The organism is Microbacterium sp. NPDC055455 (genome assembly GCF_053619935.1).
The window spans coordinates 69,841-94,855 of sequence record NZ_JBSHLB010000002.1 but is presented as its reverse complement, the minus strand read 5'-3'; the positions used below and the strand labels follow the sequence as shown (position 1 = coordinate 94,855).

At 70.9% G+C, this 25,015-nt stretch carries 21 protein-coding genes; 9 read left to right on the top strand and 12 right to left on the bottom strand.

Annotation, left to right across the window (positions count from 1 at the left end; genetic code table 11):
• Window positions 1-39: 39 nt before the first annotated feature.
• On the bottom strand, window positions 40-741 hold the full coding sequence (locus ACWGUG_RS06805) for a lysophospholipid acyltransferase family protein (protein WP_336397776.1): 702 nt from the start codon (window positions 739-741) through the stop codon (window positions 40-42).
• 7 nt (window positions 742-748) lie between these two features.
• Complete coding sequence (locus tag ACWGUG_RS06800) at window positions 749-1,684, bottom strand: ROK family glucokinase (protein ID WP_378880450.1); 936 nt, start codon at window positions 1,682-1,684, stop codon at window positions 749-751.
• Between the two features lie 153 nt (window positions 1,685-1,837).
• Here ACWGUG_RS06800 and ACWGUG_RS06795 point away from each other — a divergent pair, with 153 nt between their 5' ends.
• On the top strand, window positions 1,838-3,664 hold the full coding sequence (locus tag ACWGUG_RS06795) for an AMP-dependent synthetase/ligase (protein ID WP_452324264.1): 1,827 nt from the start codon (window positions 1,838-1,840) through the stop codon (window positions 3,662-3,664).
• 347 nt (window positions 3,665-4,011) lie between these two features.
• On the opposite strand, the gene ACWGUG_RS06790 is transcribed toward ACWGUG_RS06795, so the two are convergent.
• From ACWGUG_RS06790 to ACWGUG_RS06780, 3 genes are read right to left on the bottom strand one after another with little or no spacing between them, the layout of a single operon-like run.
• Complete coding sequence (locus ACWGUG_RS06790) at window positions 4,012-4,503, bottom strand: peptide deformylase (RefSeq protein WP_336397772.1); 492 nt, start codon at window positions 4,501-4,503, stop codon at window positions 4,012-4,014.
• Window positions 4,504-4,509: 6 nt separating this feature from the next.
• Complete coding sequence (locus tag ACWGUG_RS06785) at window positions 4,510-6,570, bottom strand: nucleotide-binding protein (protein WP_452324263.1); 2,061 nt, start codon at window positions 6,568-6,570, stop codon at window positions 4,510-4,512.
• 58 nt (window positions 6,571-6,628) lie between these two features.
• Window positions 6,629-10,036: a pyruvate carboxylase gene (locus ACWGUG_RS06780; protein WP_378880438.1), complete on the bottom strand. Its 3,408-nt coding sequence runs from the start codon at window positions 10,034-10,036 to the stop codon at window positions 6,629-6,631.
• An 88-nt stretch (window positions 10,037-10,124) separates the two neighbouring features.
• Here ACWGUG_RS06780 and ACWGUG_RS06775 point away from each other — a divergent pair, with 88 nt between their 5' ends.
• Both ACWGUG_RS06775 and ACWGUG_RS06770 read left to right on the top strand, forming a co-directional pair.
• Window positions 10,125-10,934 carry a ParA family protein gene (locus tag ACWGUG_RS06775; RefSeq protein ID WP_336397769.1) on the top strand — a complete coding sequence of 270 codons (810 nt, stop codon included), beginning with the start codon at window positions 10,125-10,127 and terminating at the stop codon, window positions 10,932-10,934.
• A gap of 139 nt (window positions 10,935-11,073) precedes the next feature.
• Window positions 11,074-12,288, top strand: coding sequence for an aminotransferase class I/II-fold pyridoxal phosphate-dependent enzyme (locus ACWGUG_RS06770; protein ID WP_442928183.1), 1,215 nt, complete (start codon window positions 11,074-11,076; stop codon window positions 12,286-12,288).
• Window positions 12,289-12,304: 16 nt separating this feature from the next.
• On the opposite strand, the gene ACWGUG_RS06765 is transcribed toward ACWGUG_RS06770, so the two are convergent.
• The 3 genes from ACWGUG_RS06765 to ACWGUG_RS06755 form a co-directional block, all read right to left on the bottom strand.
• Window positions 12,305-12,847, bottom strand: coding sequence for a MerR family transcriptional regulator (locus ACWGUG_RS06765; protein WP_336397768.1), 543 nt, complete (start codon window positions 12,845-12,847; stop codon window positions 12,305-12,307).
• A gap of 126 nt (window positions 12,848-12,973) precedes the next feature.
• Complete coding sequence (gene ftsR / locus ACWGUG_RS06760; protein WP_336397767.1) at window positions 12,974-13,666, bottom strand: transcriptional regulator FtsR; 693 nt, start codon at window positions 13,664-13,666, stop codon at window positions 12,974-12,976.
• Window positions 13,666-14,169: an FHA domain-containing protein gene (locus ACWGUG_RS06755; RefSeq protein ID WP_336397766.1), complete on the bottom strand. Its 504-nt coding sequence runs from the start codon at window positions 14,167-14,169 to the stop codon at window positions 13,666-13,668. Before ACWGUG_RS06755 ends, ftsR begins: the two co-directional genes overlap by 1 nt.
• Before the next feature lie 206 nt (window positions 14,170-14,375).
• Here ACWGUG_RS06755 and ACWGUG_RS06750 point away from each other — a divergent pair, with 206 nt between their 5' ends.
• Window positions 14,376-14,726: a hypothetical protein gene (locus ACWGUG_RS06750; RefSeq protein ID WP_452324262.1), complete on the top strand. Its 351-nt coding sequence runs from the start codon at window positions 14,376-14,378 to the stop codon at window positions 14,724-14,726.
• Between the two features lie 73 nt (window positions 14,727-14,799).
• Here ACWGUG_RS06750 and ACWGUG_RS06745 read toward each other — a convergent pair whose 3' ends face one another.
• The gene (locus ACWGUG_RS06745) at window positions 14,800-14,997 is read right to left on the bottom strand and encodes a hypothetical protein (protein WP_452324261.1); all 198 of its coding nucleotides are present in this window, start codon (window positions 14,995-14,997) and stop codon (window positions 14,800-14,802) included.
• Between ACWGUG_RS06745 and ACWGUG_RS06740 the strand changes: the two genes are divergently transcribed.
• Genes ACWGUG_RS06740 through lpdA form a run of 3 tightly spaced genes read left to right on the top strand, consistent with a single transcriptional unit; the run spans window position 14,996 to window position 17,406 of the window.
• Window positions 14,996-15,307 (top strand): hypothetical protein, encoded by a 312-nt coding sequence (locus tag ACWGUG_RS06740; RefSeq protein WP_452324260.1) that lies wholly within the window; start codon window positions 14,996-14,998, stop codon window positions 15,305-15,307. The two genes, ACWGUG_RS06745 and ACWGUG_RS06740, sit on opposite strands and share 2 nt — an antisense overlap.
• Window positions 15,307-15,996, top strand: a complete 690-nt coding sequence (locus tag ACWGUG_RS06735) for a copper resistance CopC family protein (RefSeq protein WP_452324259.1) — start codon at window positions 15,307-15,309, stop codon at window positions 15,994-15,996. The genes ACWGUG_RS06740 and ACWGUG_RS06735 overlap by 1 nt, the downstream gene beginning before the upstream one ends.
• Before the next feature lie 9 nt (window positions 15,997-16,005).
• A complete protein-coding gene (gene lpdA, locus ACWGUG_RS06730) occupies window positions 16,006-17,406 on the top strand; it encodes a dihydrolipoyl dehydrogenase (RefSeq protein WP_452324258.1) in 1,401 nt (466 codons plus the stop codon).
• Between the two features lie 89 nt (window positions 17,407-17,495).
• Here lpdA and ACWGUG_RS06725 read toward each other — a convergent pair whose 3' ends face one another.
• Together ACWGUG_RS06725 and ACWGUG_RS06720 are read right to left on the bottom strand one after the other, a co-directional pair.
• Window positions 17,496-18,149: a CYTH domain-containing protein gene (locus ACWGUG_RS06725; protein WP_452324257.1), complete on the bottom strand. Its 654-nt coding sequence runs from the start codon at window positions 18,147-18,149 to the stop codon at window positions 17,496-17,498.
• Window positions 18,136-18,369, bottom strand: a complete 234-nt coding sequence (locus tag ACWGUG_RS06720) for a response regulator (protein ID WP_336397760.1) — start codon at window positions 18,367-18,369, stop codon at window positions 18,136-18,138. The genes ACWGUG_RS06725 and ACWGUG_RS06720 overlap by 14 nt, the downstream gene beginning before the upstream one ends.
• Window positions 18,370-18,519: 150 nt before the next feature.
• Here ACWGUG_RS06720 and glgP point away from each other — a divergent pair, with 150 nt between their 5' ends.
• On the top strand, window positions 18,520-21,075 hold the full coding sequence (gene glgP / locus ACWGUG_RS06715; RefSeq protein ID WP_452324256.1) for an alpha-glucan family phosphorylase: 2,556 nt from the start codon (window positions 18,520-18,522) through the stop codon (window positions 21,073-21,075).
• A 131-nt stretch (window positions 21,076-21,206) separates the two neighbouring features.
• Here glgP and ACWGUG_RS06710 read toward each other — a convergent pair whose 3' ends face one another.
• Window positions 21,207-22,037, bottom strand: a complete 831-nt coding sequence (locus ACWGUG_RS06710; protein WP_452324255.1) for a DUF559 domain-containing protein — start codon at window positions 22,035-22,037, stop codon at window positions 21,207-21,209.
• A 364-nt stretch (window positions 22,038-22,401) separates the two neighbouring features.
• Here ACWGUG_RS06710 and ACWGUG_RS06705 point away from each other — a divergent pair, with 364 nt between their 5' ends.
• The gene (locus ACWGUG_RS06705) at window positions 22,402-24,927 is read left to right on the top strand and encodes a rhamnogalacturonan lyase (RefSeq protein ID WP_452324254.1); all 2,526 of its coding nucleotides are present in this window, start codon (window positions 22,402-22,404) and stop codon (window positions 24,925-24,927) included.
• The last annotated feature ends 88 nt before the right edge of the window (window positions 24,928-25,015 follow it).

The window sequence follows — 25,015 nt, the reverse complement described above, 5'->3', positions numbered from 1 at the left end:
GCGCTGTGACGCGCTGTTCGCCGAGGCGTCAGGGCGCGGCTATCGGGCGTCGGTCCGCGTGCGCGTCGACAGCCGGTCCTTCACCGTCGAGGCGTAGACGTCCTCGTACTCCTGCTCCCCCAGCCGCTGCAGGGCCACCATGATCTCGTCGGTGATGGAGCGCAGGATGTACCGGTCGCCCTCCATCCCCTGGAAGCGTGAGAAGTCCAGCGGCTCGCCGATCACGATGCCCACGCGCACGATGCGCGGCACCGTGGTGCCGATCGGCATCATCGTGTCGGTGTCGACCATGACCACCGGCACGACGGGCACGTGCGCCTCCAGCGCCATGCGCGCGATGCCGGTGCGGCCGCGGTAGAGCTTGCCGTCGGGGCTGCGGGTGCCCTCGGGGTAGATGCCGAGCAGATCGCCGCGTCCGAGCACCTGGAGACCGGTGTTGAGGGATGCCTCGGATGCCTTGCCGCCGGACCGGTCGATGGGCAGCTGGCCGGTGCCCTTGAAGAACATGCGGGTCGCCCAGCCTTTGAGGCCCTTGCCCGTGAAGTAGTCGCTCTTGGCGAGGAACGCGACGGGCCGGTCGATCATGAGCGGCAGGAACACCGAGTCCACGAACGACAGATGGTTGCTCGCGAGGATCGCCGCGCCCTCGGCGGGGACGTTCCGGCGGCCGATGATCCACGGGCGCCAGATCGCCTTGACGATCGGTCCGATCACCACGTACTTCATCAGCCAGTAGAACATCGCGCGCTCAGCCCTCCGGCGTGGCCAGGTCGGCTGCGCCGATGAGCCCGGCGTCGTTGACGAGCTGGGCGATCGCGAACTGCGCGACGGGGCGGTCGCCATACCCCGGCAGCGACGTCTCGTAGGCGAGGCGGACCGGCGCGAGCAGGTCCTCGCCGAGCTGCGCGACGCCGCCGCCGATGACGAACAGCTCGGGGTCGAGGACGGCCTGGAACCCGCCGCACGCCTCGCCGAGAGCCGTCGCCACACGCCGCAGCGCCTCGATGGCCCCGGGGTCGCCGGCCAGCACGAGCCGGGAGACGGCCGGGCCCGAGATCGAGCCCTTCTCCGACCGCAGCCGCGCGAGGGCGTCGCCGATGCCGCCCGCATCGGCGATGTCGTTGGCCTCGCGCTGCAGGGCGCGTCCGGACGCGTACTGCTCGAGGCATCCGCTCTGTCCGCAGCCGCACAGGATGCCGCCGCGGATGAAGCGCATGTGGCCGAGCTCCGCCGCGATGCCGTGGCCGCCGCGGAAGAGCTCGCCGTCGAGGACGATGGCCCCGCCGACGCCGGTCCCCATCGTGAGCATGACCATGTGCCCGACGTCCCGGCCGGCGCCGAACCGGTACTCGGCCCAGCCGGCCGCGTTGGCGTCGTTCTCGATGGCGACGGGCAGGCCGATGCCGGCCTCCAGCGTGGCCTTGAGGGGCTCGTTGCGCCACGCGATGTTGGGCGCGTGGATGACGGTCGCACGCCGGCGGTCGATGAAGCCGGCCGCGGCGACGCCGACGGCGGCGATGTCGTGGCCGGCGCGGAAGTGGCGAGCCATGTCGATGACGGCCTGAGCCAGTGCTGCGGTGTCGGCGGGGGTGTCGACGCGGACCTTCTCGACGATGTGCCCGTCGGGGTCGACGACGCCTCCCGCGATCTTGGTCCCGCCGATGTCGATGCCGACTTTGAGCACAGTCTCCCTCTCCGGCCGGCGCGCCCGCGACGGCGCCTTGAAGTCTATCCAGGCGGCGCTGTCCACATCCGCCGGTGAGTCGGATGTGACAGCCGATTAGACTCTGCTCAGACCCACCCGAGATTCCCGCAATCCGGTACCGAAGGAGCTGCCGTGGTCCAATTCGAAGTCCCTGCCATCGTCCCCGCCGATCCGCAGGCGAACGTCACCGACCTGCTGGTCGAGCGTGTCAAGAAGACGCCCGGCCTCGCGCTCTTCGCCGTCCCCGAGGGCGACGGCTGGCGCGATATCACCGCGTCGGAGTTCCAGAAGCAGGTCATCGCCCTCGCGAAGGGCTTCGTCGCCGGCGGCATCCAGCCGGGTGACAAGATCGGATTCGTCGCGCGCACCACCTATCAGTGGACGCTCGTCGACTTCGCGCTGTTCTATGCCGGCGCCGTGATGGTCCCCGTCTACGAGACGAGCTCGGCGTCGCAGATCGCCTGGATCCTCACCGACTCCGGCGCCGTGGCCATCATCACCGAGAGCCCGGAGCACACCGCCCGCTTCACCGAGGTGAAGGGGGAGCTGCCCCTCGTGCGCTCGGCGTGGGAGATGCAGGCCGGTGACCTCGACACGCTCATCGCCGAGGGCGCCTCCGTGGCCGACGACGAGATCGAGCGCCGGCGGAACATCGCCAACGGCGCCGACATCGCCACGCTCATCTACACGTCCGGCTCGACCGGGCGCCCGAAGGGCTGCGTGCTGACCCACAGCAACTTCGTCGAGCTCACGCGCAATTCGGCCAAGGCGCTGCACGAGGTCGTCGAGGTGCCCGGAGCATCGACGCTGCTGTTCATCACGACGGCGCACATCTTCGCGCGCTTCATCTCGATCCTCGACATCCACGCCGGCGTCAAGACGGGCCACCAGCCCGACACCAAGCAGCTCCTGCCCGCGCTCGGGTCGTTCAAGCCCACGTTCCTCCTCGCCGTTCCGCGCGTGTTCGAGAAGGTGTACAACTCGGCCGAGCAGAAGGCCGAGGCGGGCGGCAAGGGCAAGATCTTCCGCGCCGCCGCGCACACCGCGATCGAGCACTCGCGTCTGCAGCAGGAGGGCAAGAAGGTGCCCCTCGGCACCAAGATCAAGTTCGCGCTGTTCGACCGGCTCGTCTACAGCAAGCTGCGCACCGCGATGGGCGGCCGCGTGGTCTACGCGGTGTCGGGTTCGGCACCGCTCGGACCGCGTCTCGGTCACTTCTTCCACAGCCTCGGCGTGACGATCCTCGAGGGCTACGGCCTCACCGAGACCACGGCGCCCGCGACGGTGAACCTGGCGACGAAGTCGAAGATCGGCACGGTGGGCCCGGTGCTCCCCGGTGTCGGCATGCGGCTCGCCGACGACGGCGAGCTCGAGGTCCGCGGCATCAACGTCTTCAAGGAGTACTGGCGCAATCCCGAGGCGACCGCGGCCGCCTTCGACGGCGAGTGGTTCAAGACCGGCGACCTGGGCTCGTTCGACGACGAGGGCTTCCTCACGATCACCGGCCGCAAGAAGGAGATCATCGTCACGGCGGGCGGCAAGAACGTCGCCCCCGCCGCCCTCGAGGACCCCATCCGCGCCAACCCGATCGTGGGCCAGGTCGTGGTGGTCGGCGACCAGAAGCCGTTCATCGCGGCCCTGGTCACCCTCGACCCCGAGATGCTGCCGGCCTGGCTGGCGAACAACGGCCTGCCCGCCGACATGTCCCTCGAGGACGCCGCCAAGAACGAGGCCGTCCGCGCCGAGGTGCAGCGGGCGATCGACCACGCGAACAAGTTCGTCTCGCGCGCCGAGTCCATCCGCAAGTTCACCATCCTCCCCAGCGAGTGGACCGAGGCCAGCGGACACCTCACGCCGAAGATGAGCATCAAGCGCAACGTGATCCTCGCGGACTTCGCCTCCGACATCGAGGAGCTCTACGCCGTGCCGGTCAGCACATCGAACGTGTCGCTGAGCTGATCAACGACGAAGAGAGCGGATGCCGGGGCTCCCGGCATCCGCTTTCTTCATTCGTCCCTGTGCCGTCTGTCGCCCGCGAATCACCGCAGGTCGAAGGTCCCTGCCGAGGACTCGCCGCGAAGCGGACGATGAGTATCCCGGCCCTGCGGGGACGGCTTCTCGCTCGAGGACATCATGGACGCCTACGACACGTTCGGCCGCGCGGCCGAGACCAAGGCGCTCAAGGTCATCCTGACGGCCTAGCGGCTCGACCCGTCCGGCGGGATCTCGATACGGCTCGTTCCTCGCCTACTCGATCTTGACCCGGCACGCATCAACGCTCCTTCGTCGCATTGATCCGCACCGCGTCAAAACCAGTCGGACTCGCGGATCTCGCGCATGGCGACGCGACGGTGCTCGGGCGGGAGCCGGTCGATGTAGAGCGTGCCGTCGAGGTGGTCGGTCTCGTGCTGCAGCGCCTGCGCGAGCAGCCCCTCCCCCTCGATGACGACCTCGCCGCCGTCGAGGTCGATGCCGACGACCTTGGCCCACGGGTAGCGGAGGGCCTCATGCCACAGGCCCGGCACCGACAGGCAGCCCTCGCCGACGGGCTCGGGCTCGCCCGACACCTCCACGAGCACGGGGTTCAGGACGTACCCGATGTCGCCGTCGATGTTGTAGCTGAAGGCGCGGAGGCCGACGCCGATCTGGGGTGCTGCGACACCGGCGCGCCCGGGCAGCTCGACGGTGTCGACGAGGTCGCGCACGAGGGCGCGGACGCCGTCGTCGATGTCATCGATGGGGGCGCTGACGGACTTCAGGACAGGGTCGCCGAAGAGGCGGATGGGACGGACGGCCATCTGCGCTCAGGCCGCCGGCCGCAGCGAACGGAGACCCTCGACCACGATCGCGGCGAGCTCGCGGGCCGCCAGGCGCGTCGCCGGCTGCAGCTCGCGGAACACGATGGCGCTGCCGGCCGCGATGTGCGCGTCGTACGGCACGCGCACCACCGCGCGCACGCGGGTGCGGAAGTGCGTCTCGAGCTCGTCGAGCTGGACGAGCGGATGCCCCGGCCGGGCGCTGTTGAGCACCACCACCGCGTTGCGCACCTTCTCGGAGTGCCCGTTGGTCTCGAGCCACGTGAGCGTCTCGGACGCCAGCCGGGCCTCGTCGACGCTGAGGCCCGCCACGATGACGAGCTGGTCGGCCAGATCGAGCGTGGCCTCCATGACGGAGTGGACGATGCCCGTGCCGGTGTCGGTGAGGACGACCGAGTAGTAGTGCGCGGCGAGGCTCGCCACGTCGCGGTAGTCGGCGTCGTTGAACGCCTCCGAGACGCGCGGGTCGGCGTCGGAGGCGACGACGTCGAGCCTGGTCTCGTCGCGGGCCACCATGTTGGAGAGGTCGTTGAAGCCCACGACCTCGCCGCGGATGCGCACCAGGTCGCGCACGGTCTTGCCGCTCTCGCGGGTGATGCGCTCGGCGAGTGTGCCGCGGTCGGGGTTGGCGTCGACGGCGATGACGCGATCGTCACGGGCGTCGGCGAGCGCCATGCCGAGCAGCGTGGTCACGGTCGTCTTGCCGACGCCGCCCTTGCGCGAGACCACCGGCACGAAGCGCGCCCCGCCGGGCAGCGGCGCGGCGATGCGGCGGTCGAGCTCCTTGCGCGCCCGCGCGCGCTTGCTGTCGCCGAGGTTGATGCGCCGGCCCGAGATCGAGTAGACGAACTGCTGCCAGGCACCCTCGGGCTCGGGACGCACCACCTGATGCGGGTCGAGCAGTCGGTCGGCGGTGAGCAGGTCCGCGGTCTCGCGGCTCGACTCGAGCTCGCCGAGCCGCTTCGACGCGAGCGCCACGTCGGCGCGCGGGACCGAGCGCTCGACCGCGCGCTCGGCGGAGCGATCAACGACCGGCTGCGCGCCCGTGCCGTGCGTCGACCGGCGCCGGCTCGACACCGGCCCCGTCGCCGGGCTCGCGGCCGCCGCAGCGGCGGCGGGAACCGACGGCGCCGCCGGAGGGGTCACCGGGGCGGGCGCGGCATCCTTCGCGTCGTCGGCCGGGGTCTTCGCAGTCATGGGGTCCTCCGCGGTGTCGTCGGTCGCGATGACATCGTCTCCTGCGGCGGGATTCTCCGCCAGGGCGGCGTCAGCCGGAGCGGCCTCTGCGCCGTCGTCGTCGAGCACGAGCTCGAACTCGGCGGGGTCGAACTCCCCGTCGAAGTCGGCGTCCTCGAACTCCACGTCCTCGAAGTCCACCGGGAAGTCCTCGGCCCGGGTGTGGGAGTCGTCCGGCACCGGTGCCGGCGCCGCCTCAGGTTCGGGCTCGGGCTCGACGTGAACCTCGGGCTCTGCGACGAACACTGGACCGGGCTCGGCGACGAACACGGGCTCGGGCTCGGCGTGCGCGTCGGCCGCGGGCTCGTCCTGCACCTCGGGCTCAGGGTCGACGGACTCCGCGGCGTGGTGCTCGTCGGCGACAGGCTCACCCTCCCCCTCGCCGTACGTCTCGGGCTCGGCGGCGGAGTCGTGCGCGACGACGGATGCCTCGTACTCCACGATGTCGGCATCCGCGACGTCCTCCGCGGGAGCCTCCGAACCGAAGCCCTCGCCCTCCACGGTCCACTCCTCGAGGTCGGCGGTGTCGTCCACGATCTCGGCCTCGGTGGTGTGCGTGCCGGGCTCCTCGACCGCGACCGGCATGATGACCGGCAGGTCCGCGTCGGCCGGGATCTCGATGACGAAGGGGACCTCGCCGTCGATCACCGCGTCGTCGTCGAGGTCGTCCTCGGACTCCGTCGGCAGCTCGACGTTGACCTGTGCCGTCCCACCGCCGAGGATGCCGAGGCCTGTGGTGTCGAGACTCCCCGTGTCGGAGAGCACGCCGTTCTCAGGCTCGTCGTGCGTGTGGTCGTTGCGGTCGGGCGTCACTGGGCGGTACTCCTGGGCAGGGCGGAACGGCGCATACGGGCATATGCCGCCTTCCAGGCTACTGCGAGGGGCGGATCACGACCAAAAGGTCGCCGGCATCGACCTGCGTCGTCTCGGCGATCGCGAGGCGCTCGATGACCCCGTCGATGGGTGCGGTGATGGCCGCCTCCATCTTCATCGCCTCGATCGACGCGACCGGCTGACCCGCCGAGACCTTGTCGCCGACGCCCGTCTTGAGGGTGACGACGCCAGAGAACGGCGCGGCGACCTGCCCCGGCTTCGACGTGTCGGCCCTCTCCGCCTGACGCGTCTCGACCTTGATGCTGCGATCGCGGACGAAGACCGGCCGCAGCTGGCCGTTGAGCGTCGTCATGACGGTGCGGATGCCCTTGTCGTCGGCTTCACCGATCGCCTCGAGTCCGACGTACAGCTGCACGCCCGGGTCGATCTCGGCGACGTGCTCCTCGCCGGGCTTGAGGCCGTACAGGTAGTCGGGGGTGCCGAGCGCGGTGAGATCGCCGTAGGTCTCGCGGTTCTTCTCGAACTCACGGGCAGGGCCGGGGAACAGCAGCCGGTTGAGGGTGCGCCGGCGGCTCGCCGCGTCTCCGGCCAGGCCGTCGCGCTCCTCGTCGGTCAGCGGCGGCACGTCGATCGAGATCGTGCGCCCCTCGAGCACCTTCGTGCGGAAGGGCTCGGGCCAGCCGCCCGGCAGGTCGCCCAGCTCGCCCGCCATGAAGCCGACGACGGAATCCGGGATGTCGTAGCCCTGGGGGTTCGCCTCGAAGTCCGCGGGGTCCGCGCGCACCGCGACGAGGGCGAGCGCGAGGTCGCCGACGACCTTCGACGACGGCGTCACCTTCGGGATGCGCCCGAGGATGCGGTCGGCCGCGGCGTACATGTCCTCGATGAGCTCGAAGTCGTCGGCCAGCCCCAACGCGATCGCCTGCTGGCGCAGGTTGGAGAGCTGACCGCCGGGGATCTCGTGGTGGTACACGCGGCCCGTCGGCGCGGGAAGGCCCGACTCGAACGGCCGGTAGAGCTGCCGGACGGCCTCCCAGTACGGCTCCAGGTCGCTGACGGCCTGGAGGTCGAGCCCGGTGTCGCGGTCGGTGTGCGCGAGCGCCGCGACGAGGGCCGAGAGCGACGGCTGGCTCGTGGTTCCCGACATGGGCGCAGCCGCGGCATCCACCGCATCCACTCCCGCGGCACTCGCCGCCAGCAGCGTCGCGAGCTGGCCGCCCGCGGTGTCGTGGGTGTGCAGGTGCACCGGCAGGTCGAAGTTCTCGCGCAGCGCGCTGACGAGCTTCGCCGCCGCTGCCGGCCGGACGAGCCCGGCCATGTCCTTGATGGCGAGGATGTGCGCCCCCGACTGCACGATCTGCTCGGCCAGGCGCAGGTAGTAGTCGAGCGTGTACAGCTTCTCCGACGGGTCGAGCAGGTCGGCGGTGTAGCACAGGGCGACTTCGGCCAGCGCGGTGCCGGTCGAGCGCACCGCGTCGATGGCGGGCCGCATCTGCGACACGTCGTTGAGCGCGTCGAAGATGCGGAAGATGTCGACCCCCGTGGCCGCGGCTTCGCGCACGAAGGCGTCCGTCACCTCGACCGGCCGAGGGGTGTAGCCCACCGTGTTCCTGCCCCGCAGCAGCATCTGGATCGGGATGTTGGGCATCGCGGTGCGCAGGGCCTCCAGGCGCTCCCACGGGTCCTCCGCGAGGAAGCGCAGCGCGACGTCGTAGGTCGCCCCGCCCCACGCCTCGACCGACAGCAGCTGCGGCGTCATGCGCGAGACGTGCGGCCCGACGCGCACGAGGTCGCGCGTGCGCACGCGGGTGGCCAGCAGCGACTGGTGCGCGTCGCGGAAGGTGGTCTCGGTGACCGCGAGGCTGCGCTGCTCGCGCAGCGCCTTCGCGAAGCCCTCCGGCCCGAGCTCGCGCAGGCGGTCGAGCGTGCCTGCGGGCGGGGCCGAGGCGAGGTCGATCTCGGGCAGCTTGCTGCCCGGCGACACCGACAGCGGCTTCTCGCCATACGGGCGGTTGACCGTGACGTCGCCCAGCCAGTTGAGCAGCTTCGTCGCACGGTCGCGCGACGGGTTGCTCGTGAGCAGCGCGGGCCGTTCGTCGATGAAGGAGGTGCTGACGTCGCCCGCGACGAACGCCGGGTCGTCGAGCACCGCGCGGAGGAACGGGATGTTGGTCGCGACGCCGCGGATGCGGAACTCCGCCAACGCCCGGCGCGCGCGCGCGACGGCGGCGGGGAAGTCCCGTGCCCGGCAGGTGAGCTTCGCGAGCATCGAGTCGAAGTGCGGGCTGATCTGCGAGCCGGCGGCCGTGGTGCCGCCGTCGAGGCGGATTCCGGCGCCGCCGGGCGAGCGGTACGTGGTGATGCGCCCGGTGTCGGGGCGGAAGCCCTGCGCCGGGTCCTCCGTGGTGATGCGGCACTGCAATGCCGCGCCGCGCAGCTGGATGCGGTCCTGGGTCAGGCCGAGGTCGGCGAGGGTCTCCCCCGCCGCGATGCGGATCTGCGACTGCACGAGGTCGACGTCCGTCACCTCTTCGGTGACGGTGTGCTCCACCTGGATCCGCGGGTTCATCTCGATGAAGACGACCTCGCCGGTGCGCGGACCGGCCGTCTCGAGCAGGAACTCGACGGTGCCGGCGTTCTCGTAGCCGATGGAGCGCGCGAACGCCACCGCGTACCCGTGGAGCGCGTCGCGCACAGCGGGGTCGAGGTTCGGCGCGGGCGCGATCTCGATCACCTTCTGGTGACGGCGCTGCACCGAGCAGTCGCGCTCGAAGAGATGGACGGTCTCGCCCGTGCCGTCGGCGAGCACCTGCACCTCCACGTGCCGCGGCCGCTGCACCGCCTGCTCGAGGAAGACGCGGGCGTCGCCGAACGCGCTGCCCGCCTCGCGCATGGCCTCGGCGAGGGCGGGGGCGAGCTCCTCGGGCCGCTCGACGCGGCGCATGCCGCGCCCGCCGCCTCCGGCGACAGCCTTGACGAAGATGGGGAATCCGATGTCGTCGGCCTGGCCGAGCAGCTCGTCGACGTCGTCGGATGCCTCGGTCGAGCGCAGCACCGGCACGCCGGCGGCGATGGCGTGCTGCTTCGCGGTGACCTTGTTGCCCGCCATCTCCAGCACGTGGGACGGGGGTCCGATGAAGGCGATCCCGTTCGCGGCGGCCTTCTCGGCGAGCTCGGGGTTCTCCGAGAGGAAGCCGTAGCCCGGGTAGATGGCGTCGGCGCCGGCCTCCTTGGCGACCCGCACGATCTCGTCCACGTCGAGATAGGCGCGGACGGGATGCCCCTTCTCGCCGATCTCGTACGATTCGTCGGCCTTCTGGCGGTGCAGAGACCCGCGATCCTCGAAGGGGAACACCGCGACGGTGCGGGCTCCGAGCTCGTAGGCGGCGCGGAATGCGCGGATGGCGATCTCGCCTCGGTTCGCGACCAGGATCTTGCGGAACATTCGACCTCCGTGTGCGGCGACGCAGGCGGGCCCCTGAATAATCAGGCTGAGTGTGCTCTCAGCCTAGGGGACGGTAACGTGGTGCCTTGTGCACGTCCTATCCGTCAGCTCGCTCAAGGGTGGAGTCGGCAAGACGACCGTGACTCTCGGACTCGCGTCGGCGGCTTTCGCCCGCGGGGTCCGCACGCTCGTCGTCGACCTCGACCCGCAGTCCGACGTCTCGACGGGCATGGACATCCAGGTCGCCGGGCGCCTCAACGTCGCCGACGTCCTCGGGAATCCCAAAGAGAAGACGGTCCGCCAGGCCATCACCTCCAGCGGCTGGGCCAAGGTGCATCCCGGCACGATCGACGTGCTGATCGGCAGCCCGTCCGCGATCAACTTCGACGGCCCGCACCCGAGCGTGCGCGACGTCTGGAAGCTCGAAGAGGCCCTGGCGACCATCGAGGCCGACTACGACCTCGTGCTGATCGATTGCGCCCCGTCACTCAACGCGCTGACGCGCACGGCCTGGGCGGCCTCCGACCGCGTGATCGTCGTCACCGAGCCGGGCCTGTTCTCGGTGGCCGCCGCCGACCGCGCCCTGCGCGCCATCGAGGAGATCCGCCGCGGCCTCTCCCCCCGTCTGCAGCCGCTGGGCATCGTGGTCAACCGCGTGCGCCCGCAGTCCATCGAGCACCAGTTCCGCATCAAGGAGCTGCGCGACATGTTCGGCCCGCTGGTGCTCTCGCCGCAGCTGCCCGAGCGCACGTCGCTGCAGCAGGCGCAGGGCGCCGCGAAGCCCCTGCACATCTGGCCGGGCGATTCCGCGCAGGAGCTCGCGGCGGACTTCGACTCCCTGCTCGACCGCGTCATGCGCACCGGCCGCATCCCGGTTCCCGAGGACACCCGCTCCTGACCCTCCCGGGGACGGATGCCGCGGCCCGCGGCATCCGTCTGCTGATCAGTCTGCTCAGCAGATGATCAGTCTGCACGCTTTGTGCACGCCGCGCTGAACACGATTTGCCTTTCGCGGCGAACTCGCTGACCATATCGCCATGGCACCGATGACGTTGCACCCCGACAGCCTTGCCGTGCACGCCGGCCGCGAAGACCTCGCGAGCCTCGGCGTCCACGCCCTCCCCCTCGACCTCTCGTCGACGAACCCGCTTCCCGGCATCGAGCTCGGCGGCATGTCGTACGAGGTGCTCGCGACCGGCGGGCATCCGTTCGAGGGCGGGTCCCACGTCTATGCCCGGCTGTGGAACCCGACGGTCGCCCGGTTCGAGGAGGCGCTCGCACGACTCGAGCACGCCGAGGAGGCCGTGGCGTTCTCGTCGGGGATGGCGGCCGTCACCGCGGTGATCCTCGCGTTGGCGCACGAGTCGAAGCGCCGGCACATCGTCGCCGTCCGCCCGCTCTACGGCGGCACCGACCACCTGCTGGCGTCGGGCCTGCTCGACGTCGAGACGACGTACTGCGCTCCGGATGCCGTCGCCTCCGCCGTCCGCCGCGACACCGCGCTCGTCGTGCTCGAGACGCCGGCGAACCCGACGCTGGACCTCGTCGACATCGCCGCCGTCGTGGCCGCGGCGGGCTCGGTGCCGGTGCTCGTCGACAACACGTTCGCGACGCCGGTGCTGCAGCGGCCGCTCGACCTCGGCGCATCGCTCTCGCTGCACAGCGCGACGAAGTACCTCGGCGGGCACGGCGACGTGGTGGGCGGCGTGGTCGCCTGCGACGCGCGGACGGCCGCAGCGCTTCGCCGCACCCGCGCCATCACCGGCGCGATCATGCATCCCCTCGCGGCCTACCTCCTGCACCGGGGACTCGCGACGCTGCCGGTGCGGATGCGCGCGCAGCAGGCGGGTGCCCGCACGGTGGCGGAGTGGCTGACGACGCGCCCCGAGGTCTCGCGCGTGCACTTCCCCGGGTTCTCTTCCAGCGACCCGCTCGGGCTGGTCGGGACGCAGCAGGACGGCCCGGGCGCGATGATCGCCATCGAACTGGCCGAGGGCTTCGATGCGGCGGCCGCGCTCACGGCATCCGTCCGCCTGTTCACCCACGCGGTGTCGCTCGGCAGCGTGGACTCGCTCATCCAGCACCCCGCGGCGCTCACCCACCGCCCCGTCGCGTCGGAGGCCAAGCCCTCGGATGCGCTCGTGCGGCTGTCGATCGGACTGGAGGACCCCGCCGACCTCATCGCCGATCTCGCTCAGGCGCTCACCGTCGGCGCATCGGCGACCGCCGGCGTCGAAGCGGTGCGCGGCTGAGCCGGGCCTGTGCGCGTCAGGCGGTGCGGGCGGCGCGGCGCACCGCGAGCTCGTCCATGGCGTCGGGCTTCTCGACCTCGAACTCGACGAGCTCGGACTCGACCTCGCGCAGCACCTTGCCGACGGCGATGCCGAAGACGCCCTGGCCCCGGCTGACGAGGTCGATGACCTCGTCGTTGGACGTGCACAGGTAGACGGACGCGCCGTCGCTCATGAGGGTCGTGCCGGCGAGATCGCGGATGCCCGCGGCACGGAGCTGGTCGACGGCGGTGCGGATCTGCTGGAGCGAGATCCCGGTGTCGAGCAGACGCTTGACGAGCTTGAGCACGAGGATGTCGCGGAAGCCGTACAGACGCTGCGACCCGGAGCCGCTCGCGCCGCGCACGGTCGGCTCGACCAGTTCGGTGCGGGCCCAGTAGTCGAGCTGACGGTACGTGATGCCGGCGGCGCGGGCTGCGACCGCCCCGCGGTACCCGACCTCGTCGTCCATCGCGGGCAGGCCGTCCGTGAAGAGGAGGTCTGCACCGAAACGCTCGCCTTCAGCAGCATCTCCGGTCATGCTCGTTCCCCCCTCCGGATCGAATACCTCAACGCTAGATCAGCCTCCCCCTCGCGGCAACGACATCCGCTGTTCGGAGGTCGGCGTGTCGCGCGGCTCCGGCCGGCGACGTCCGTCGCGTGGGCGTCAAGAGAGCATGCGGTCCAGCGCGCTGCGCACGAACATGGCCCGCACGTCGTCGAGCCGGCGGACGAGCTCGGGCGCGAGCTCGCCGGCGCGGCCCCGGGACGAGGCATCCGTCCGGCGCAGCAGCGGAGCGAGAGCCGACTCGACCAGCGCGACGTCGCGCTCCGCGCTCTGGCGCAGGGCCCTGACGTGTCGCGGCTCGATGCCGTGACGGTCCAGCGCCACGAGGGCGCGCAGCAGCGTGACCGACTGCTCGGTGTAGCTCTCGGCTCCCGCGAGGATCCCGGTGCTGATGGCGTCGTTGAGCAGCTGCGGCGCGGCGCCCGCGGCGGAGAGCAGTTCCTCGCGGCGGTACCGGCGCGGTGCGGGCACGATCGACGGCGGCGGCACGGCGGTCGGGGTCGCCGGGTCGCGTCCGGCGTCGACGTCCTCGAGGTACTCGCGGATCACCGACAGCGGCAGGTAGTGGTCGCGTTGCAGCGTGAGCGCGAGGCGCAGGCGCTCGAGGTCGTCCTGCGAGAACTTGCGGTAGCCGGACTCGGTGCGAAGCGGCGTCACGATCCCCTGCACCTCGAGGAAGCGCAGCTTGCTCGAGGTCAGCGACGGGAACTCCGGCGACAGCCGGGCGAGAACCTGACCGATGCTGAGAAGACCCGCGGACGACGCCCGCTCACGGGCGGATGCCGCGGGCATCAGGCCTCCGCTGCCTGCGTAAGGTCGGCCGGTGAGACGAAGAAGTTGAGGCGGAACTTGCCGACCCGCACTTCGGCGCCGTTGGTGAGCGTGGCACGGTCGACCCGCTCGCCGTTGACGTAGGTGCCGTTGAGCGAGCGCTGGTCGACGAGCTCGAACGACGTGCCGTTGCGCGTGATCTCCGCGTGCCGACGCGAGACGGTCACGTCGTCGAAGAAGATGTCGGCCTCGGGGTGACGCCCGACGGTGGTCACGTCGGAGTCGAGGAGGTAGCGGGCGCCGGCGGTGGGTCCGGAACGCACGAGCAGCAGAGCGGCACCGGACGGCAGGGCATCGATCGCGTCGAGCTCTGCGTCTGCCAGTTCGCTGCCGAACGGGACGAACGACAGATCGGAATCATGGCCGAACGTCTGGGTCGTGTCGGATGCGCGGTCGGAATCCCGTGCGTCGGCCCCGGCTGCGCGGCGGATCTCGCCCTCATCGGGTCGGCGGTCGTGCTCCACGGTTTCCTCCTCTTGTCTGTTCAGCCTATCCGATCGCCCCAGCCTCGGAAGAGGCCTTCACCGGTTCGCTTCGCCGTGCCGCCCCAGCCGCGCAGGAAGAACTCGTACACGCAATGTTTCGCCACGTGTCACCTGAGATGCCATGAAAAGCATGCCCGCCTAGCCTGGCAGAAACCTCAGCCGCTCAGCGACCCAAGGAGTCGATCGTGTCCAGCCAGCACCGCCACATCCCGCCCCTCGAGGTGCGTGAGCGTGCGGCGTGCATGTGCGACCACGGCGACAGCTGCTCCTCGTTCGCGCCCGGCCACGCGCTGCACCTGATCCAGGCGCGCCTCGCGTCGGCCACGCCGTCCGAATGGGCAGACGCGATCGTCGAGGCATCCGACGCCCGCTCCGGCTTCGTGATCGTCCGCACGGTCGCCGACGGCACGGCTGTCGCGCTGTGGAACGGCACGGGGGCCGCAGCGGTCGCGACCGCGGGCACCCCCGTCGCGCTCCACGAGCGCTACCACGTGCTCGCCGTCGGCGGGGCGCGGTTCAACGTCCTCCGGGGCTGACGCCTCGCACCGACCGGGCCCGCGGGCTCAGCGTCCGTGGCGCGCCGCGCCCGTCATGACGAAGGCGACGGGCTCAGCCCATCGCCATCATCGACTCGCGCATCTTCATGCACGCGTCCATGCACGCCTGGCACGACTGCGCGCACATCTTGCAGACCTCGCTGTGGTCGGCGTGCTCCATGCACTCGTCCATGCAGACCTGGCACATCGCGATGCACGCGTCGAGCATCGACATCATGGCGGCCGGGGTCATGCCCTGCGGGCGCATCATGGCGCGCATCATCGTGTTGCACATGTCGGCGCAGTTCATGCACGCCGGAGCGCACGACATCATCTGCGTGGAGCAGACCGTGCATGCCTGCTCGCAGGCCGAGCAGGCGTCCATACACGCCTGCATCACCGACATGTCCATGGTCTCCATGCCGGGCATCGACATCATGTCCTTCGACATGGCGCCCATCATCATCGCGTCCATCGCCGCCGTCCTTCCAACGTGGGGATGGCGGGCAGGTGACCCGCCTGCGGCCAGGCTAGACCTCTCAGGGTCGGGAGCAAAGGGTCGGTTAGGCTCGATCGGGTGATGTCACACGCAATTCACACGCCCCTCCGAGCGCGCCTCTCGGCGCTGGCCGCCGCACTGCTCCTGGCGTTCGGCGTCGCCCTGGCGGCGGCATCCCCCGCGCAGGCCCACGACGACCTCATCGGCAGCGACCCGGCCGCCGGTGCCGCGCTCGACGCCCTGCCCGCGCAGCTGACGCTGACCTTCAGCGCCCGGATCGCCGCCGACGAGGGAGCCTCGGTGGTGGAGGTGACGGATGCCGCGGGCACGACGCTCGCGGACGGCTCGCCGAGCGTCAGCGACAACGTGCTCACCCAGCCTCTCGCGGGTGAGGCATCCGGTGCCGTCACCGTGCTGTGGAAGGTCGTCTCCAGCGACGGACACTCCATCTCGGGCGAGTTCTCGTTCACCGTCGCGGCCGCCGCACCCACCCCGACCGAGACGGCCACCGCCGCGCCGACCGAGACCGCGGCGCCCGACGAGACGCCGACTCCGAGCACCGCCCCCACGGTCGCCCCGGAGGACGCCGGGGCCGACGCCGCCGCGGTGTGGCCGTGGGTGCTGTTCAGCCTCATCGCGGCCGCCGCCGCGGGCGTCGTCGTCTACCTCCTCGTCGCCCGCGGGCGCCGCGACGGACGCCCCGGCGAGGCCGGTGACGGCGCGGCGGGAGGCGCCTCCGGGCCCGGTTCCGAGCCCCCGGCCGCCCACTAGGCTGGAAGCATGCCTCACTACGACGTCGCCATCCTCGGCGCGGGTCCCGGCGGGTACGTCGCGGCCGTCCGTGCTGCTCAGCTCGGCCTCACGGTCGCGATCATCGAAGAGAAGTACTGGGGCGGTGTCTGCCTCAACGTCGGCTGCATCCCCTCGAAGGCTCTGCTGAAGAACGCCGACCTCGCGCACCAGTTCCACCACAAGGCCGACCTGTTCGGCATCTCGGGTGACGTGCACTTCGACTTCGGCGTCGCGTGGGACCGCAGCCGCAAGGTGGCAGAGACCCACGTCAAGGGCATCCACTACCTGATGAAGAAGAACAAGGTCACCGAGTACGAGGGCCGAGGCTCGTTCACGGGCCCCAACGCCCTGCGGGTGACCAAGGCCGACGGCTCCACCGAGGACGTCACGTTCGACAACGCGATCATCTCGACCGGCTCCAGGGTGCGTCTCCTCCCGGGCGTGCAGCTCGGCGGCAACATCGTGACGTACGAGGAGCAGATCCTCGCCCGCGACCTCCCGAAGTCCATCGTGATCGTCGGCGCCGGTGCCATCGGCATGGAGTTCGCGTTCGTGATGGTGAACTACGGCGTCAAGGTGACGATCATCGAGTTCCTCGACCGGGCGCTCCCCAACGAGGACGCCGACGTGTCGAAGGAGATCGCGAAGCAGTACAAGAAGTACGGCGTCGACATCCTCACCTCGACCAAGGTCGAGACGGTCACCGACCACGGCGACCGCGTCACCGTGACCTACACCCCGGCGGCGGGCGGCGACACGCAGTCGATCGACGCCGACAAGGTCATGATGTCGATCGGCTTCGCCCCGAACGTCGAGGGCTTCGGGCTGGAGACCACGGGCGTCAAGCTCACCGACCGCGGCGCCATCGACATCGACGACCACATGCGCACGAACGTGCCGCACATCTACGCGATCGGCGACGTCACCGCCAAGCTGCAGCTGGCGCACGTGGCCGAGGCGCAGGGCGTCGTCGCCGCCGAGACGATCGGCAAGGCCGAGACCATGACGCTCGGCGACTACCGCATGATGCCGCGCGCCACGTTCTGCTCGCCGCAGGTCGCGTCGTTCGGGCTCACCGAGCAGCAGGCCCGCGACGCCGGTTACGACGTCAAGGTCGCGAAGTTCCCGTTCTCGGCCAACGGCAAGGCGAACGGCCTCGGCGAGCCGATCGGCTTCGTCAAGCTGATCGCCGACGGCGAGCACCTCGAGCTGCTCGGCGGCCACCTCATCGGCCCCGACGTCTCGGAGCTGCTGCCCGAGCTGACGCTCGCCCAGAAGTGGGACCTCACCGCCGTCGAGGCGGCGCGCAACGTCCACACGCACCCGACGCTGTCGGAGGCCGTGCAGGAGGCCTTCCACGGTCTCGCCGGCCACATGATCAACCTCTGACGCGCGCCGGATCGCGCTGACGAGACGCATCCCGCGCAGCAGCCGCAGAGAAGCCCCGGAGCCGTTCGGCTTCGGGGCTTCTCGCATGCTCAGTAGCCGAGCGTACGGGCGAGCTTGGAGGCGGATGCCGCGGGCCGGCCGCCCGCGGCGAGCACGGCGCTGCCCGCCTTGGCGAAGAGGCGCCGGCGTTCGGGACCCGGCTCGGGCGCCGCCGGTCCGAGCTCGAACTCCCATTCGCGCCAGGTGCGCTCGGTGCCGGCCCGCTCGTCGGTGGCGACGACGTGGTCGTCGACGAACTCCGCGACCACTCCCCCGTCGGCATCCCGCAGCGCGTAGGCGACGCGCCTGTTGCGGATGCGCGCGATCGGCGCCAGTTCGCGGACGGTGGCGACCGACGCGAGGGCGGCGGCGACGGCATCCGGGATCTCGTCCGCAGGGCCCAGCGGCCACTGCTGCTCGAGGCGTCCGCCTTCGCCGTGACGGGGTCCCTTGATGTGCCAGCCCTCGTCGGGGCCGCCGGTGCGCCGGCGCACCGCGTACCCGGCGTGCGCGAGGGCGAGGTCGTCGCTGTCGAGGTAGACGGCGTCGAGCTCGCGGACCTCCGGCTCGCCGACCGACGCGACGCCGGGCAGAGGGGACCAGTCGGGCAGCGGCGTCGACTCGTCGACGTCGAACTTCAACTCGATCTCGACCGAGTGCGTCGCACCGGCGTCGTCGGGCGAGGACGGGTCAGCGGCGCTCACGGGGCTGGTCGCTGTCGGGGTCGATGTCGTCCTCGGCCTCGACGAACCAGAACTCGGCCTCGGTCGGCCCGTCGTGGTCGCCCGTGCGCTCGAGGTCGCCTCGGCGTTCGTAGACCACCTGGGTCTCGCTGTACGGGACGATCATGCGGTCGAGGTCCGGGTCTTCCAGCGGGAGGAGCTGCCCGTCGAGCGGGCCTCCGTGCAGTCGTGCGATGGCCATACGGTCAGCGTAGACCCGGCGCCCGGCGCGAGCCCGCTCCGTTGCGATTTGGCGCCGGACGTGTCACGGGCACAGCCCTTGCACGATCCTGAGGTGTCCGAGCAGCAACTGGTGCAAGCGCTTCCAGCTTGTACCCCTAGAATCGCTCGCGTGAAGGCCATCCGAACGTTCACGGTCCGCCCCGTCCTCGCCGACTCCCTCGCCCCGCTCGACCGCCTCGCGTCGAACTGGCGCTGGTCGTGGAGCCGGGCGACCCACTCCCTCTTCGCCTCGATGGATCCGCAGCTGTGGGACGAGATCGGCGCCAACCCGGCCCGCATGCTCGGGGCGCTCGGCCAGGAGCGCCTCGACGAGCTCGCCCGCGACGACGAGTTCGTCGCCCGCGTGGCCGCCGAGGACGAGCGCCTCACCGCGTACCTCACCGGCGACCGCTGGTTCCAGCACCTCGAGGGTGACAAGCCGGCGCACATCGCGTACTTCTCCCCCGAGTTCGGCGTCGACGGCTCGCTGCCGCAGTACTCCGGCGGCCTCGGCATCCTCGCCGGCGACCACCTGAAGAGCGCCTCCGACCTCGGCGTGCCGCTGACCGGCGTCGGCCTCTTCTACCGCGCCGGCTACTTCCGTCAGTCGATCGGCGACGACGGCTGGCAGCGCGAGGCGTATCCGCTGCTCGACCCGTACGGCCTCGGCCTGACGCTGCTGCGCGATCGCAGCGGAGCCCCGGTCGAGATCGCACTGGACCTTCCCGCCGACCGCCGCCTGCACGCGCGCGTCTGGGTCGCCGACATCGGCCGCATTCCGCTGCTGCTGCTCGACTCCGAGACCCCGTCGAACACCGACGAGATGCGTCGCGTGACCGACCGCCTCTACGGCGGCGGCGGCGAGCACCGCCTGCTGCAGGAGCTGCTGCTCGGCGTCGGCGGCGTCCGCGCCGTGCGTGCGTGGTCGGAGCTCACCGGCCGCCCCGCGCCCGACGTCTACCACACGAACGAGGGCCACGCCGGGTTCCAGGGCCTCGAGCGGATGTCGGAGCTGATCACCCACGACGGCCTGGACTTCGACCAGGCGCTCGCGCAGGTGCGCGCGGGCACGGTCTTCACCACCCACACCCCGGTGCCGGCGGGCATCGACCGCTTCTCGCGCGACCTCATCGCGGACTACCTCGCGAGCGGCCTCTTCCAGAACCTCGACGCCGGGCGCGCCATCGCGCTCGGGCTCGAGACGTGGGCGGGCGGCGACCAGGGCGTCTTCAACATGGCCGTGCTCGGTCTGCGCCTGGGCCAGCACGCCAACGGCGTCTCGGTGCTGCACGGCGAGGTGAGCCGTGGGATGTTCGGGATGCTGTGGCCCGGCGTCGACAGCGACGAGGTGCCCATCACCTCGATCACGAACGGCGTGCACGCGCCGACGTGGGTGCACCCGGCGCTGAAGTCCGTGAGCGAGCGCGCGTGGGGCGACGCCCACACCGACGCGCACGACTGGACCGACCACGCCGTCGTCACCGACGCCGAGCTGTGGGGCGTCCGCCAGCAGATGAAGGGCGAGCTCGTGGCCGAGGCGCGGCGGCGGGTCGCGGCATCCGTCACCAACGGCAGCGGCCGCGCACCGTCGTGGGTCGAGGACCTCCTCGACCCCGAGGTGCTCACGATCGGCTTCGCGCGCCGCGTGCCGACGTACAAGCGCCTGACGCTGATGCTGCGCGACCCGGAGCGCCTCACGAAGCTGCTCACCGACCCCGAGCGGCCGGTGCAGATCGTGATCGGCGGCAAGTCGCACCCGGCCGACGACTCGGGCAAGATCCTGATCCAGCAGCTGGTGCGCTTCAGCCGCGACCCCAAGGTGCGCGGGCGCATCGTGTTCCTGCCGGACTACGACATCACGCTCGCCAAGGACCTGTATCCGGGCTGCGACGTGTGGCTCAACAACCCGCTGCGTCCGCTCGAGGCGTGCGGCACGAGCGGCATGAAGGCGGCGCTCAACGGCGCGCTCAACCTCTCGATCCTCGACGGCTGGTGGGACGAGTGGTTCGACGGCGAGAACGGCTGGGCGATCCCGAGCGCCGACACCGCGTCGAACGACGAGGAGCGCGACGACGCCGAGGCGGCCGCCCTGTACGACCTCATCGAGCACCAGCTCGTGCCGCGGTTCTACGACCGCGAGGGCGGCATCCCGACGGCGTGGCTGCGCATGGTGCGCCACACGATGACCGACCTCGGCAAGAAGGCGACGAGCGACCGCATGGTGCGCGACTACGTCGAGCGCCTGTACGTCCCCGCCGCTCAGCACGACGTCGCCCTGCGCGCCGGCGACTTCGCCGAGGCGCGCGCGGTGTCGGCGTTCATCGCGCGCGTGAAGGCGGCGTGGAGCCGGGTGTCGATCGCGAGCGTCGACAGCACGGGCATCCCGCAGCAGGCGCAGGCCGGTGACACGCTCGAGGTGCGCGCCGACGTGCGCCTGGACGGTCTGTCGCCCGACGACGTCGCGGTGGAGCTGATCTACGGACGCACCGACGAGGACGACGCCCTCGACCGCGACCACTCGGTGTACCGTCTCACGCCGGGCGCCGCTGTCGACGGCGTCACGACGTTCACGGCCACGCTCCCCCTCACGGTGACCGGCACCTTCGGCTACACCGTCCGCGTGCGCCCGGCCCACACGCAGCTGGTGTCGCCGGTGGAGCTCGGCCTGGTGACATACGCCTCGTAGGCCGTCTAGCCGGGTCGAGGCATCCGTCGCCCCGGCTGGGGGCACAGAATCGGAGGTTCTGACCGACACGCCGCGAACGGATGCTGCGACCCGGCGAGTCGCCGAAGACCTCCGACGGTGTGCACCCGACGTCACGCCCGGTGGAGCCCGCGGTCGACGAGTCCGAGGATGGCGAGCTCGACCGTGTCCCAGTCGTGGACGACCATGGCGTAGTCGAAGCGGAGGGTGACGTATCCCCACGCCGCGGCGTTGGCGTCGCGGACGAGGTCCTTGTGACGGTGCGACTCGCCGTCGTGGTTGTCTGCGCCGTCGACCTCGACGATCAGGCGCTCGCCGATCACGAAGTCCACGCGGCCGACCGAGGTGATCGCCTGTTGCGTCCGCACACTGAGCCCATGCGGCCGCAGCCGCCATCGGAGCAACGACTCGAGGCCGCTGTCGGCGTCGCGACGGGCGAATCCGATCGCGTCCCGGGCCGCGGCATTCGTGTGCTGCCGAAGCCACACGAGGTCGGCGCTCGAGAGCTTGCGCAACCGGAGCGCGGACTCCAGCACCACGAAGAACGACTCGAGCCCTTGGCATCGAAGCACTTGCCGCACCACCGCTCGAATCGATGGCACTCCGAAGACGCTGCGCTTCGCGCCGTCGTCGCTCCAGTGGACGACGCACGAGCAGTCGTCGTGAGCATAGGCGCGCCCGTGGGCGCGAAGTCCGACGTGCAGGCCGTCGTCATGGTCGGTCACCCAGAGCCCGTGGTGGCGCGCGGCGCTCACGCACGCGATCCAGCCGCCATGGGCCGTCGCGGCCTTGACCTCGTCACAGACGCCGAGGCGTTCGTACACTCCTCGCCGCGGCGACGAGAGAACGCCGTCCCGCACCGCGGCCGCGATCTTCGACCGCGACAGCCCGGATCCTCTGAGTTCGCGGAACGTCACGACGGCGGGCGAGGCGGCAGTGCACATCCGGCCAGACTCACGGTCGCGGCATCCGACTTCTGTTCATCCGGGCGGTGATGTGAGCGCTCGGACGACTCCGCGTCGCTGGGGAGGAACCCCGCACCCGGCGCACAGAATCGGAGACTTCGACCGACACGCCGGGAACGGATGCCGCCACCCGGCGTGCCGCGCACAACCTCCGATCCTATGTCCCGGCAACTCACGCGACCGCACCGGCCCGGCACATTAAATCGTTCCAATCTCCCCGAAAGGGTGGTTGACCGGGCCGCGTCCAGTGACTAACGTCGCTCGGGAAAACGCATTCCTCGCGTTTTCACGATGGACGGTCCGTACCCCACGCGGGCCACTGACTCGGGAGAACGATTCGACGATGAATCTCCGCAGAACATCCGTCCGCGCGCTCGTGGCAGGCACTGCCGCGTGCGCACTCACCCTGGGCCTCGCGCAGCCGGCGCTGGCCGAGGAGGCTCCGAGCTCTCCGCAGCTCGAGGCGCTCGACCGCGGCCTGGTCGCGGTGTCCACCGGCGAGGGCGTCTTCCTCAGCTGGCGCCTGCTCGCGACCGAGGCGGGGCCCGCCACCGAGACGGGCGTGAGCGGCCCGTCGTTCGCGGTGTTCCGCGACGGCGAGCGCATCGCGACGGTCGACGACAGCACGAACTACTCCGACCCCGACGGCACCGCCGATTCGGAGTACACCGTCGCGCCGGCGTGGCACGACATCACCGGCGACCAGTCGGCGCCGGTCTCGGTATGGGGCGACGGGTTCTACGACCTCCCGCTGCAGAAGCCCGCCGACGGCGTGACCCCTGTCGGCGAGGCGTACACCTACTCGGCCAACGACGCGTCGGTCGCCGACGTCGACGGCGACGGCGCGCTGGAGTTCGTGGTCAAGTGGGACCCGTCCAACTCGAAGGACGTGTCGCAGAAGGGCTACACCGGCCCGGTGTACGTCGACACCTACGAGCTCGACGGCACGCTGCTCAACCGCATCGACCTCGGCGTCAACATCCGCGCGGGCGCCCACTACACGCAGTTCATGGTCTACGACTTCGACGGCGACGGCCGGTCCGAGACGATGCTGAAGACGGCGCCGGGCACGACCTCCACGCGGTACGACGCCGACGGAACGGCCCAGACGCCGGCCCCCATCACGATGCTCGCCGAAGACCTCGCCGCGGGGTACGCGCACACCGACGACTACCGCATGAGCGCCGCCGACTACCGTGAGCACCTCATCGAGGTGTTCGAGGGCTGGTCGGAGCATCCCGAGGTCGTCGCGGGCAACTGGCCGGCGACGCTCGAGGAGGCGTTCGGCATCCCGGTCGCGCACGAGTACCCGCTGTCGACCGAGTCCGCCACCGAGCTCGTCGACTACTTCATCACCACCTACGCGCCGTCGCGCAGCGGCCGCAACGACCTCACGACGTTCGAGGGCTTCATCGTCGACGGGCCGGAGTACCTGACGGTCTTCGACTCGGCCACCGGCGAAGAGCTCGAGACCGTCCGCTACGAGCCGGGCCGCGGCGACGACGGCCTGCTGTGGGGCGACTACGCGATGTCGCGCATCGAGCCGGGCAACCGGGTCGACCGGTTCCTCGCGGGCGTGGCGTACCTGGACGGCACGCATCCGTCGGCGATCTTCGCCCGCGGCTACTACACGCGGTCCACGATCGCGGCGTACGACTGGGACGGCGAGAGCCTCAGCACCCGCTGGTTCGTCGACAGCGGCCACGTGCCCATGACGAACCCGTTCAACGACGGGCCGCACGGCCGTGACGGCACCGATCCGGTGTACGGCTCGATCACGACGCAGGGCTTCCACTCGCTGAGCGCGGCCGATGTCGACGGCGACGGCAAGCACGAGATCGTGTACGGCGCGGCGACGATCGACGACGACGGCGGACTGCTGTACAGCTCGTTCGACGTGCTGCCCGAGGGCAGCGCGGCACCGGGTGAGAACGTGCGCCTCGGCCACGGCGACGCCATGCACGTCACCGACATCGACCCGAGCCGTCCCGGCCTCGAGATCTGGACGGCGCACGAGGGCGGTACGTACGCGCCTTACGGGTCGGCGATGCGGGATGCCGCGACCGGCGAGGTCCTGTTCGGGGCGTACTCCGGCCGCGACACGGGCCGCAGCATGATCGGCGACGTGCGGGCCGACGTCTCGGGCATCGAGGTGTGGGCGAGCATGCCGAACGGCAGCGAGGGCTCGGGTCTGCTGAGCGCGACGGGCGAGTCCGTGCAGCCGGGCAGCACGCCCGGGACGAACCAGTCGATCCGGTGGGCGGCCGACCTCACGACGCAGATCGTGAACGGCAGCATCGATCAGACGCCGACCATCGACGACTGGACCCGCGGCCGCCTGCTGACTGCCGACGGCACTCGCACGAACAACTACACGAAGGGCAACCCGTCGCTCGTGGCCGACGTGCTCGGCGACTGGCGCGAGGAGCTGCTGGTGCGCACGGCCGACTCGAGCGCGCTGCGCATCTTCACCAGCACCGAGGTGACGACGCACAAGCTGCCGACGCTGCTGCACGACGTGCAGTACCGCGCCGAGGTGGCCCGCCAGAACACCACCTACAACCAGCCGTCGTACACGAGCTACTACCTCGCGAGCGACATGGACTTCGCGAACGTGCCCGTGCTCACCACGGCGGCGACGCCGAAGGAGCCGAGGTTCGTCGAGCGCCGCGGCGCCGCCACCGACCTCGTCGTCGTGGCGCCCGACGCGGCGTTCGACGTCTACCTGAACGGCGAGCTCGCCGCCAAGGGGCCGAACGAGGTCGCCGACGGCAGCGAGGTCACCGTGACGGCGGTGCCGAAGGCCGGCTTCGCGGTCGACGCCGGCGCCGAGTCGAGCTGGACCCACCAGTTCCAGGCGAAGGACTGACGACCGGGAGCGGATGCCTCGGCCCGGCGACTCGCGCCGGGTCGGGGCATCCGTCATTCTCTGCTCCCGCGCCCACGTAGGCTGGTGC